This is a genomic window from Flavobacterium algoriphilum, assembly GCF_048158655.1.
Classification (GTDB): Bacteria; Bacteroidota; Bacteroidia; order Flavobacteriales; family Flavobacteriaceae; genus Flavobacterium; species Flavobacterium algoriphilum.
Genome location: NZ_JBLNKY010000007.1, coordinates 235,893 through 248,363 on the forward strand (window position 1 = coordinate 235,893; position 12,471 = coordinate 248,363).

8 protein-coding genes are annotated in these 12,471 nt (G+C 36.4%); 2 read left to right on the plus strand and 6 right to left on the minus strand.

Going from position 1 to position 12,471, the window contains the following annotated elements; all coding sequences use genetic code 11:
- Window positions 1–176: 176 nt before the first annotated feature.
- The 4 genes from ACM55G_RS13050 to ACM55G_RS13065 form a co-directional block, all read right to left on the minus strand.
- Window positions 177–875: a pseudouridine synthase gene (locus ACM55G_RS13050; RefSeq protein ID WP_416844378.1), complete on the minus strand. Its 699-nt coding sequence runs from the start codon at window positions 873–875 to the stop codon at window positions 177–179.
- A gap of 219 nt (window positions 876–1,094) precedes the next feature.
- Window positions 1,095–1,718: an REP-associated tyrosine transposase gene (locus tag ACM55G_RS13055; RefSeq protein WP_416844385.1), complete on the minus strand. Its 624-nt coding sequence runs from the start codon at window positions 1,716–1,718 to the stop codon at window positions 1,095–1,097.
- Window positions 1,719–1,805: 87 nt separating this feature from the next.
- Window positions 1,806–3,341 (minus strand): YifB family Mg chelatase-like AAA ATPase, encoded by a 1,536-nt coding sequence (locus tag ACM55G_RS13060; RefSeq protein ID WP_416844379.1) that lies wholly within the window; start codon window positions 3,339–3,341, stop codon window positions 1,806–1,808.
- 70 nt (window positions 3,342–3,411) lie between these two features.
- Window positions 3,412–4,401, minus strand: coding sequence for a Gfo/Idh/MocA family protein (locus ACM55G_RS13065; protein WP_416844380.1), 990 nt, complete (start codon window positions 4,399–4,401; stop codon window positions 3,412–3,414).
- Window positions 4,402–4,580: 179 nt separating this feature from the next.
- Here ACM55G_RS13065 and ACM55G_RS13070 point away from each other — a divergent pair, with 179 nt between their 5' ends.
- Both ACM55G_RS13070 and ACM55G_RS13075 read left to right on the plus strand, forming a co-directional pair.
- Window positions 4,581–4,958 (plus strand): PH domain-containing protein, encoded by a 378-nt coding sequence (locus ACM55G_RS13070; protein WP_416844381.1) that lies wholly within the window; start codon window positions 4,581–4,583, stop codon window positions 4,956–4,958.
- 353 nt (window positions 4,959–5,311) lie between these two features.
- Window positions 5,312–6,637, plus strand: a complete 1,326-nt coding sequence (locus ACM55G_RS13075) for an ammonium transporter (protein ID WP_416844382.1) — start codon at window positions 5,312–5,314, stop codon at window positions 6,635–6,637.
- Between the two features lie 465 nt (window positions 6,638–7,102).
- On the opposite strand, the gene ACM55G_RS13080 is transcribed toward ACM55G_RS13075, so the two are convergent.
- Window positions 7,103–8,860 (minus strand): Ig-like domain-containing protein, encoded by a 1,758-nt coding sequence (locus ACM55G_RS13080; protein ID WP_416844383.1) that lies wholly within the window; start codon window positions 8,858–8,860, stop codon window positions 7,103–7,105.
- Window positions 8,861–9,018: 158 nt separating this feature from the next.
- Window positions 9,019–12,471, minus strand: a 3,453-nt coding sequence (locus ACM55G_RS13085) for a beta strand repeat-containing protein (protein ID WP_416844384.1), incomplete at its 5' end; no start/stop codon positions are given.

The following is a 12,471-nucleotide window of genomic DNA, read 5'->3' on the forward strand; positions in this document are numbered from 1 at the left end:
GTAATAGGCACGAGCGGGACGCTCAAGCTATAAATTACATTATCGATTTAGCAGAGGTTAAACATCTGAAATTAAAAATCGTTGATCAAAAATCTCAACTCTGCTCCTCTTTATAGTGAAAACTGTTGTTTCCAAATACAACAATAATTTGAAGCATTACTTTACAAATTAGTATTCTATTCATAGGTATTCAAATCTAGCTTAAGAATAGTACCTACTTTGCTAAACTCTTCATTAATTTTTGCATTCAAGATAAGTTGTTCATTTGTTATTGGATGATTAAAAATTAACTGATGTGCATGAAGCATCATTCCTTTCAGTTCAAAATTCTCCAACCATAATTTATTTTGTTTGTTACAACCATGTGGACGACTTCCTAAAATGGGATGAAAAATATGTTTGAAATGTTTTCGTAATTGATGCATACGTCCCGTTTCAGGAATCGCTTCCACCAAACAATATCGTGACGTTGGTTGATTGTTAAATTCTAACTCAATTTCGGTACTTTGCAATCGATGAAAGTATGTTATTGCATTTTGTATAATGCCATCATCATTGGTTAAATCATAATCAATCGTTAGTTCTTCGGGTGACCAACCACGTAAAATTGCTAAATATTTTTTTTCAACTCCGCGATTGGCAAAACGATCATTCATAATTTTTAAAACATCCTTGTCCAACGCAAATAACAAGACACCAGATGTTTTGCGATCTAACCGATGAATAGGATAAACGTGTTGCCCTCCTATTTGATTTCTCAATTCTTGAATAGCAAAAACTTTTGCATCGCGCGCATAAAATGATTTGTGAACCAACAATCCACTTGGTTTATTAATTGCGATAATATATTCGTCTTGGTAAAGAATTTCTAACATTTGGCAAAAATAAAAGAGATTTCTATCGAAATCTCTTTTTTGACTTATTTATTTCTATATTTTTCTTTTTTCATTTTAGTTCGAAAAACAAAATAGAAGATTACGATTGCTAAAACTGTTATTAAAATTGATCCCAATGCTCTTTTATACTGTTGATTATAGTACACGCTCCACAAAGTCTTCGACTTTGAGAATGTGATAAAAGGTCTCTAACCTTTGTTACCAATTATAAATAGTGCTAATTGATTGAGGTTTCAAAACATCTATTACCGGATTATCAACTTTTGTAATTGCTATAATTCCACTATCTTCAACATAATTAGAAGCACTAGAATAAACATAATGAGAAGCTCTAGCAACAATTCCTGCTCGAACAGGATTCAAATGAATATAATCCAATTTCGACCAAAAGAACTTTTCTGAAAAAATTTCTTCGGGATGATTTCCATATTGCCAAAACTGATATTTTTCATTTCGGCTATGACTTTTACAAGCAAATTCAAAACGTTTCAGCATCCAATCGGCCCTGCTTTCTGGCTCAGTTTCTATTTTATTCAAAATAGTCTTTGCTGTAAACTTCTTGAAATCCCGAATCAAATCAGATAATTTACTGTTTTCTGACTGAATGATTAAATGAATGTGATTGGACATAATTACAAATCCATACAAAATCATTCCTTTGTTTTTTATACAAAAAACCAGACTTTCGATGATGCAATCTTTATAGGTTTTTCTAGAAAAAACATCAACCCAGTCCACAACTGTTGCGGTTATAAAATGCGTTTTGGATTGATCTCGAATTATGAATCCTTCTTTCTCTTTTATTTTGTTTTTTAAGGTCAGTCAGAGACTGAAAATCACCACCTCAAAGTCGGAGACTTTGCGGAGCTTGGGCAGAGGTTAAACATCTGGAATCAAAAATCTAAAATCTCAACCCAACCATCCATCACGATCCAAACTTCTATACTGAATGGCTTCGGCGATATGTGAAGAAATTACTTTTGGAGCGGCATCAAGATCAGCAATGGTTCTGGCTACTTTCAAAATACGATCGTAAGCCCGAGCCGAAAGATTCAAGCGCTCCATTGCGGTTTTCAACAATTGTTTCGAAACATCATCAAGAGCGCAATGTTCCCGAATGTGTTTGGTATTCATTTGGGCATTGTAATGGATATTTTCCATTTGCTCAAAACGTTCCGTTTGAATTTCTCGTGCCGCAGTTACCCTTTGACGAATAGCAACACTACTTTCTGCTTTCCTGTCATCAGATAGTTTTTCGAAAGGAACAGGCGTCACTTCAATGTGAATATCAATTCGATCTAATAAAGGACCTGAAATTTTACTCAAATACCGTTGCATTTCGTGTGGCGAAGAAGTTTGTGGAGAATCTGGATCGTTGAAGAAACCACTTGGACTCGGATTCATACTTGCCACCAGCATAAACGAGGACGGATACGTAACCGTGAATTTAGCTCTGGAAATGGTTACTTCCCTATCTTCTAATGGCTGACGCATCACTTCGAGAACATCTCTTTTAAACTCGGGCAACTCATCCAGAAACAAAACGCCATTATGCGCCATAGAAATTTCACCGGGTTGCGGGTAACTTCCACCTCCTACTAAAGCCACATTTGAAATGGTGTGATGTGGGCTGCGAAACGGTCTTTGATTCATTAAACCCACTTCTTTCAGTTTTCCTGCAACACTATGTATTTTGGTAGTTTCTAATGCTTCACGCAACGTCATGGGTGGCAAAATACTGGGCAATCGCTTGGCTAACATTGTCTTTCCTGCTCCAGGTGGACCAATCAAAATAATATTATGACCTCCGGCAGCGGCAATTTCCATACAACGCTTGATACTTTCCTGTCCTTTGACATCAGAGAAATCAAATTCTGGGAAATCTAAATCTTTATAAAATTCTGCTCTGGTATCAATGGTCGTAGGTTCTAATGTACCTTTTCCTTCCAGGAAATCAATGACTTCTTGTATATTTTCCACTCCATACACCTCTAGTCCGGCAACAATTGCTGCTTCTTTTACATTTTGCTTTGGAAGAAAAAAACCTTTAAAACCCTCTTCTTTTGCTTTTATTGCTATTGGTAAAGCTCCACGTATTGGTTGCAAACCACCATCCAGAGAAAGTTCTCCCATGATCATGTATTTGTCAATATCATCTGCTTTAATTTGTCCTGAAGCAACAAGAATTCCAATCGTTAAAGTTAAATCATAAGCTGAACCTTCTTTACGCAAATCAGCCGGGGCCATGTTAATGGTTATCTTTTTACCTGGCATCGCATATCCATTATTTTTGAGCGCAGCGGCAATCCTGTAACTACTCTCTTTGATGGCATTATCAGGCAATCCTACTAAATGATATCCAATTCCTTTATCAATATTTACTTCAACGGTAATCGTTGTAGCTTCGACTCCAAAAACGGCACTTCCATAAACTTTAATTAGCATATAATTGTTTTGTTTGAATGTAAAAAAGTATTAATTCTAAAATAACAATAAAAAATCAACTCCTTCTTAATTATATTTTTTCCAAAGGATAGACTAATCCAATTTCGCTTTTGACTTTATCAACTATTTTTATAAGATCTAAACTATTTTGATGAGACCAAAGGGTACTTTCAATTTTGTTTTCTTTAATACATTTATGGCATTCTTCAATTTCATAGGTATAGCCTTTACCTTTGGTAGGTAATTTATATTTTACTTTTTCATTGTCTTTAATCAAAGTATATGATTCTGCCATAAACCAAGGCGAATTCAAATTAATTCTACCTTTTGTTCCGCTAATGGTTGCTTTCATATTTGACGAAGAAAGAAAACTAGAATGCAAAACTGCCTGAGCATTATCATATTGCAAAATCATTGTTGTCTGTAAATCTGCTCCCGAATCATGAAAATTTGCTTTGGCGATAACTCCATCAGGTATGCCTAACAGTAAATACGATAAAAAAAGAGGATATACACCAATATCTAAAAGTGCACCTCCTCCTAATTTTAAATCCGTCATTCTGTTTCCTTCCAGTTCCTTAACTTGAAATGCAAAGTCTGCATTGATATATTTGATTGCCCCTATTTCACCGTTTTTAATTTTATAAAAAACTTCCTGAACAGAAGGATTAAATCGAGTCCAAAAGGCTTCCATGAAAAATTTGTTGTTTATTTTTGCAGCTTCAATCATTTGAAAAGCATCTTTATAGCCTAATGCTATAGGTTTTTCACAAAGTACATGTTTATTGCTTTGTAACGCTTTTATAGTTAAGGCTGCATGATAACTGTGGGGTGTTGCTATATATAAAATCTCCACTTCATCGTCGGCAAAAATTTCGTCATAAGTGGAATAGGCTTTTTTACAATTGTACTTTTCTGCAAATCCTTCTGCTTTCTCAATATTCCGCGAAGCTACTGCTACAATCTTAGCATCATGAACCTGCATTAAATCATCCGCAAATTGGGTGGCAATTTTACCTAAACCTATAATTCCCCATTTTATCTTAACCCCTTCTTCCATAAAAAATAATTATTAAACCTTTTCGAAAACCTTCACGCATATTGTTAAACTATAATTCCCATAATTTCAATACAAATTTGATTAGCATCTATGTTAATTTTGTATGAAAATTAGTAAAATATTGGCATTAATAACCTATAATTTAATTTAATTTTGAAAATTATAAATTTTAAAAAATTATGGGAATATTCAATGCCATTTTAGGCAACGCATCAGAGGTAAACATTGAAAATGTTTCAAAAGAATTTGAACCAATATTAATTGACGGGGAAATAATAGAGAAAGCATATAAAGTCATTAAAGACATGTTTATTTTTACCAATAAAAGACTGATTTTGGTCGAAAAACAATTGGTTGGAACCAAAGTAGATTATATGTCGATCCCTTATTCAAGCATCAAAAAATTCTCCAAAGAAAGTGCCGGTATACTTGATATGGATGCCGAATTAAAAATTTGGTTAAACAATGAAGACAAACCCATTTCAAAACAATTTGGAAAAGGAGGAAACAATATTAATGAAGTTTATAAAATTTTAAGTAAACACATTTTAAAATAATCATTTCTCAAAAGATAAAAACACCTCTTACAATAATTGTATTAGGTGTTTTTTTTTATCTCCTATTTTAACAATTATCAGCAAAATTATTTACTGTTGTGTATAATTACCGAATAATCCCTCGCATTATTAAAAGACTCGCTACTATAGTATAACAAATTTAAAAGTTTATAAAAACTATTTTTTTAGGACAACACTATTAATAAATCATTAAATTTAATGTTTAAATATTGTATACCCATAAAATATAGGGGTTTAAACTGAAAAATTAATAAAAATAAAATATTATACTCTTTTTTAACAGGGGGTTGGAAATCATTTTATATTTTTATGGAAATTTAAACCTAAAAACTATGCGAAAGATTATTTTAAGTGTGATAATGATCACCATTCTAGTATTATCTATTTTTTCAGTTCATCTTTTTGTTGGATCGGCAGCACTTGGTGCACATGTTATTCCGCTAAAATTAGACACAGGAGATACCGCTTGGATGATAGTTGCCACAGCTCTCGTATTATTAATGACTCCAGGACTTGGATTCTTTTATGGTGGAATGGTAGGTAAAAAGAATGTTATTAGTACGGTACTACAAAGTTTTATGGCTATGGTTATAGTAACTGTTCTATGGGTTGTTATTGGATTTGGATTATGTTTTGGACCAACAATTGGTGGCTTTATAGGAAATCCTATGTCAAACTTATTTTTCCAAGGGGTAAGCGCTAATGCTGCTTGGGAGTTAGCTCCAACAATTCCAATGATCTTGTTTGCCTTATTTCAAGCTAAATTTGCAATTATAACACCAGCCTTAATAACAGGAGCTTTTGCAGAACGTGTTCGTTTCTGGGCCTACTTGTTGTTTATGGTTTTATTCATATTATTTGTTTACGCTCCTTTGTGCCACATGACATGGCATCCTGATGGGTTATTATTTGGATGGGGAGTATTAGATTTTGCTGGAGGAACAGTAGTTCACATGAGTGCAGGTTGGGCGGCTCTCGCCGGAGCTATTTTCTTGGGAAAAAGAAAAGTACAAAAGGCAAATCCTGCTCGTATTACTTACGTATTATTAGGAACAGGTTTATTATGGTTCGGTTGGTTCGGTTTCAATGCAGGATCTGCTGTTGGAGCTGGAAGTCTTGCTGCTCAAGCCTTAGGGACTACAACTGTAGCTGCTGCTGCTGCTGCAATGGGTTGGGTATTTCTTGACAAAATTCTGGGACACAAACTTTCTGCAATGGGAGCTTGTATTGGAGCTGTTGTAGGTTTAGTGGCTATTACACCGGCGGCAGGATTCGTTAGCATCCCGCATGCAATGGCAATTGGTCTTATTGCCAGTATGGTAAGTAATTTTGTGGTAAGTAAATTCCCTAAAGGCAAAATTGATGATGCTTTAGATGTATTTGCTTGTCACGGGGTTGGTGGTATGGTAGGTATGCTTTTAACAGGTGTATTTGCTTCAAAATCAATAAATGCGGTTGTAGGTGAGAATCAAGGTTTAATTTTTGGTGACGCTACATTGTTTTTAATTCAATTAAAAGCGCTTATTCTTGTTTCTATATTTGCATTCTCTGTATCGTATTTCCTTTTCTTTATTGTAAATAAAATTACTCCCTTAAGAGTTTCTGAAGAAAAAGAAGAATTAGGTTTAGATATTTCTCAACACGGAGAATACTTGTAATATACTTTTTTATAAATAAATTAAGGCACTCTGAAAATTAGTATTCAGGGTGTTTTTTTTTGCAGAACATCCCATACTTTTTTCTCTACTTTATCTTCTTTAAATCCTTATTTTCTAAAATCTCTAAATAATAGTGATTGCATAATCCTATTTCTATTTTGTTTTAAAATAATTTAGATGCGGCACTCCAAAAATAAATTCGAATTGTCTTCGATACGAATTATTTCTATTTTGAACTTCTACATATATGCAACCACCCTATATTATTACACTCACAATGCCTAAATCATTGCTTAAATAAATACTCAATCAGGTTACATTTCATTTTCATTTGATATTCCATTCCTGATAGCATTATAATTACTTTTCACAAAATTGAATTCTCAAAAAATTAGTTACTACATGAAAAAACTCCATTCCAATAAAAATTGAAATGGAGTTTTTAAACTTATTTATAAATAACCTTTACTGTTTTATCAGTTTGATTGTTTTTTGGTTAATACCCTGACTGATTATCGCAATGTAAGCACCAGATGGAAGTTCATCTCCAAACTTAATTTGTTGGCCATTACTAGTATCAATGTGTTTAACCATTTTTCCCAGTGAGTCATAAATTAATACTTCCACTTTTTCATTACTACCCCCTTTAACAATCAAAGTAAATTGATAATTTGATGGATTTGGATAAGCAATAACATCAAATTTACCAACTGTTAGCTCTAAAGAGGAATTCTGAGTAATAGCAGTAACATCAACTATGCGACTATTATTACTATTACATTTATTAATCTTTAATGTGGTAGTGGTTATACCAGAGCAAGTACCATAACTGAAACTGTAAGTTACCATATATGTCCCCGTTAAACTGGCTTCAAGATTGATTCTTCCTGTTAAACTATTAATAATCAATCCCGCAGAAGAGGAATACGTACCCCCTGCCTGACCCGTTCTAGTTACATTTGCTAAACCTGAATTACAGAACGGACTACCATTATAACTGATGCTTGCTGTCGGTAATATATTTACCGTTAAAGTTCCAGATGATGAAGTAGTAGGACTACCACAACCTGTAGTTACAGTATATCTGATAAGTGCATTTCCTGCATTCACTGCAGTTACAAGTCCCGTACTAGCATTCACCGTTGCTACAGCTGTATTTGTACTACTCCAGCTTCCACCTGTAGTACCGTTACTAGTGTAGATTGCTGTTGCTCCTTTGCAAAGAGAAGCAGTACCACTTACTATTCCTGCCGTCACATTTGGAAGAACCGTTACGCTTACTGCAACTCTTGCACTTTCGCAAGTGCCCGAGATGCGACTTACATAATAGGTATTCGTACTTAGAACATTTGCATTTGCAAGAGCTGTACCGCCACTTGCTACAGAATACCATTTATAAGTACCGCTACCATTTGGCAATGATGCTACCGTTGTCAAACTACAAAAGCTTTGGGTGGCTACAGATGGTGCTGTTGGCACTGCATTTATAGTTACAATTGCTGTTGCTGTGTTTGAACAATTAGCATTGTTGAAGCTGTATTTAACAATATAAGTCCCCGCTGTGCTTCCCATAAGATTAATGGCTCCCGTTGAACTATCAATACTCAATCCTGACGGAGATGCAGTATAAATACCTCCCGACTGGCCTGACCTTGTCACTGAAGCGAAACCAATTGCACAGTAAGGACTGCCACTGTAACTAATACCGGCAATTGGAGTTGCGTTAATTTTAATATTAGCCCCGTTATTAGTACCAATAAAAGCTGGTGAGCTGCTTGTTATGCGTATTCTATAGCCGCCACCTGCCACCGTATTAGCAGGAATCGTTACATTAATCACAGCTGTAGACGCATTGCCAGGCAGTGTACCAATGTTTACCGGACTTGCAAAACTTCCCGTGGCGTTACTTAATTGCGCCGTAAAAGTATTGTTCCCTCCTATATCAGTGGCAGTATACGGAAGATTAAAACTGCTTCCAGCACATATTGAAGTAGCCACACTACCCGTCCTAATTTGCTCCCCTGGTTGTTGAAAACCTTGTGTGATCATAGCAGTAGCAGTATTCAGCGAAGGAATAATTGTTTCCCCAATACTAAAAGTAATTTGACTGCTGCCTCCCGTTAAGGTCCCTCCAGCACTGGAGACGACCTTACGACTTATGGTTTGCGCATTTGCATTACTGACAATTGCCAGTAATACAAATAGTATGATTATATTTTTCATTGTATCATTTTTTTAAATCATTCTATTTGTTATGATTCATGCTTTCTAATTGTAAATGTTCCTAATATAATCTGCTATACAATGCAGCATTATTTTACAAAATTCTCATTCAGTAGCTGTTGTTATACGATTCTCTTGATTTGACTCAAAAGATACTCTTAATAAACAGAATAAGCAGTTGAACTAGTAAAACGTATCGTTACAACCCTAGATGTAGTAATCGCAGCAGGCCCCACTAAAGTTCCGCCTAATCCAGCAACTACTGTGATACCACTTGAACCAGTACCTGGAACGATAACAAAAGTAATAACATCTCCCGTTACAGCTACACCCCCTGGCATTACTCCCGCTAAACTTGTCGCATCAGGTAAAGTAACATTTTTACTTGTTCCTGTCATTACAACAATTCCAGCATCAACAACTTGAGCAGGCGTTAATATTGGATTACCATTGGAGGTAACAGGTGCTGTCGGTTTGTTTATGGCCATTCTACCATTTCCAATACGAATTCCATTCCCTGTAGCACTTCCAATAGTAACAGTACCGGTAGAACTACCCGTATTGATATCTGTATTGAAATTAGAGTTATTATTAATGCTTGTAGTCGCACCCGAAATGGTCGCACCGGCAGAAGCTGTTAGTGTACTTGTAAAAGTTTTGGCGCCGGCTATGGATGATTGCGTTGTTGTAAGGTCTACAAAATTTTGCGTAGTAGATCCTGTACCACCATTTGCCACAGCCACTGTTCCGGTAACATTAGTAGCTGTACCTGTAGTGTTTTGATTTAAAGTTGGAATATCACTTACTAATAAAGCGGCTCCTGCGGTTACTCTACCTTTTGCATCTACTGTAACTTTAGGATATGTTCCAGCTGTCACTCCAGTTATTGAAAGTGTTGTTGTATTTCCCACACTGGATACATCTCCTGTTAAGTTTGCGTTTGTTGTAACTGTCCCAGCTGTTGTTGCTGTCGTAGCATTTCCATTTAAAGCCGCAGTAATTGTTCCTGCACTAAAATTCCCTGATGCATCACGTTTTACTATTGTGCTTGAAGTATTTATATTAGTAGCCGCATTAGCCAAGTTAGCTCCGCTTGCCACGTTTGCAGCAGTTACACCACCAACTGATGCAATTGTTGGAACAGCAGCTGTACCTGATAAATCTCCCGCCAATTGTATTTTTCCTTTCACTGAACTAGTAGCATCTGGTGTAGTTGTAGCTGCTACTTGATTGTCAACATACGTTTTAACCGCATTTTGAGTCGGATACAAAGTAATGCTTGCTCCTAATGTAATAGTATTAGATTTATTAGATAGATCTTCTTTCAAATCTAATGCTATTTGAGTAGCTGTAGATACGGGCTTGCTTGCATCAGATGTATTATTAACATTTCCTAGTCCAACCATTGTTTTATCAATCCCTGATACTGTTCCTGTAAAGGAAGGAGAGGCAAGATTTGCCTTTAAATTTAATGCTGTTTGCTGTGTTGTTGATACAGGCTTACTTGTGTCAGATGTATTATCAACATTTCCTAATCCAACCATTGTTTTATCAATACCTGATACCGTTCCTGTAAAGGTTGGAGATGCTAGATTTGCTTTTAAATTCAGTGCTGTTTGCTGTAATGCTGATACCGGTTTACTTGTGTCAGATGTATTATCAACATTTCCTAATCCAACCATTGTTTTATCAATCCCTGATACTGTTCCTGTAAAGGTTGGCGATGCTAGATTTGCTTTTAAGTTATCAGCTGAGATACGATTTGCAGTTTCAGTTGCTAAAGCAGATGAAGCTGTTGTAGCACTGGTGTCAACATAAGTCTTAACCGATTTTACACTTGGATATTTTGTATCCGAAGCTGCATCGGTAGTTACATTCGTTGATTTGTTTACTACATCTTCTTTTAAATTCAGTGCTGTTTGCTGTAATGCTGATACCGGTTTACTTGCGTCAGATGTATTATCAACATTTCCTAGTCCAACCATTGTTTTATCAATCCCTGATACTGTTCCTGTAAAGGTTGGCGATGCTAGATTTGCTTTTAAGTTATCAGCTGAGATACGATTTGCAGTTTCAGTTGCTAAAGCAGATGAAGCTGTTGTAGCACTTGCGTCAACATAACTCTTAACCGATTTTACACTTGGATATTTTGTATCCGAAGCTGCATCGGTAGTTACATTCGTTGATTTGTTTACTACATCTTCTTTTAAATTCAGTGCTGTTTGCTGTAATGCTGATACCGGTTTACTTGCGTCAGATGTATTATCAACATTTCCTAGTCCAACCATTGTTTTATCAATCCCTGATACTGTTCCTGTAAAGGTTGGCGATGCTAGATTTGCTTTTAAGTTATCAGCTGAGATACGATTTGCAGTTTCAGTTGCTAAAGCAGATGAAGCTGTTATAGCACTTGCGTCAACATAACTCTTAACCGATTTTACACTTGGATATTTTGTATCCGAAGCTGCATCGGTAGTTACATTCGTTGATTTGTTTACTACATCTTCTTTTAAATTCAGTGCTGTTTGCTGTAATGCTGATACAGGCTTGCTTGCGTCAGATGTATTATCAACATTTCCTAGTCCAACCATTGTTTTATCAATACCTGATACTGTTCCTGTAAAGGTTGGCGATGCTAGATTTGCTTTTAAGTTATCAGCTGAGATACGATTTGCAGTTTCAGTTGCTAAAGCAGATAAAGCTGTTGTAGCACTTGCGTCAACATAACTCTTAACCGATTTTACACTTGGATATTTTGTATCCGAAGCTGCATCGGTAGTTACATTCGTTGATTTGTTTACTACATCTTCTTTCAATAAGTCCGCAGCTGCTCTGTTGGTTACTTCAGTAGCTAAGTCTGCTGCTAAAGTTGTGTCTGCTGAAATTCTTGCACCAGTTTCAGTTGTTAAATTATTAGCAATCGTGTTTTCTGCCGTTGTAGCTCTTTCATTTTCAGTTACTAAAGCAGATGAAGCAGCAACAGCTTTTGCATCGGCAATAGCGGCATTCGCTAAAGCATTATCAGCAGTTCCTTGAGCAGCAACAGCTTTTCCATCGGCAGCTTCTGCGGCAGTTTGTGCAATTCCAACATTTGTATCGGCAGCTTCAGCAGCTCCTTGAGCTGCAACAGCTTTTGTATCAGCAGCTTCGGCAGCAGTTTGTGCGGTTGCAGCATTTTTATCGGCAACTTCAGCGGCAGTTTGTGCGGTTGCAGCATTTGTTAAAGCAGTATCAGCAGTTCCTTGAGCGGCAACAGCTTTTCCATCGGCAGCTTCAGCGGTAGTTTGTGCGGTTGCAGCATTTGTATCGGCAGCTTCAGCGGCAGTTTGTGCGGTTGCAGCATTTGTTAAAGCAGTAGCGGCATCCCCCAAGGCGGTATCAGCAGTCCCTTGAGCAGCAACAGCTTTTCCATCGGCAGTAGCTGCATTCGCTAAGGCAGTAGTAGCAGTCCCTTGAGCGGCAACAGCTTTTGTATCGGCAGTAGCGGCATTCGATAAGGCAGTAGTAGCAGTTCCTTGAGCAGCAACAGCTTTTGTATCAGCAGTAGCGGCATTCGCTAAAGCAGTAGTAGCATCACTTTGAGCAGCAACAGCTTTTCCATCGGCAGTAGC

Excerpts from the sequence above, each read along its gene's own strand:
- ACM55G_RS13050 (WP_416844378.1), bottom strand. The coding sequence starts at position 875 with ATGTTAGAAATTCTTTACCAAGACGAATATATTATCGCAATTAATAAA.
- ACM55G_RS13060 (WP_416844379.1), bottom strand. The coding sequence starts at position 3,341 with ATGCTAATTAAAGTTTATGGAAGTGCCGTTTTTGGAGTCGAAGCTACA.
- ACM55G_RS13065 (WP_416844380.1), bottom strand. The coding sequence starts at position 4,401 with ATGGAAGAAGGGGTTAAGATAAAATGGGGAATTATAGGTTTAGGTAAA.
- ACM55G_RS13070 (WP_416844381.1), top strand. The coding sequence starts at position 4,581 with ATGGGAATATTCAATGCCATTTTAGGCAACGCATCAGAGGTAAACATT.
- ACM55G_RS13075 (WP_416844382.1), top strand. The coding sequence starts at position 5,312 with ATGCGAAAGATTATTTTAAGTGTGATAATGATCACCATTCTAGTATTA.
- ACM55G_RS13080 (WP_416844383.1), bottom strand. The coding sequence starts at position 8,860 with ATGAAAAATATAATCATACTATTTGTATTACTGGCAATTGTCAGTAAT.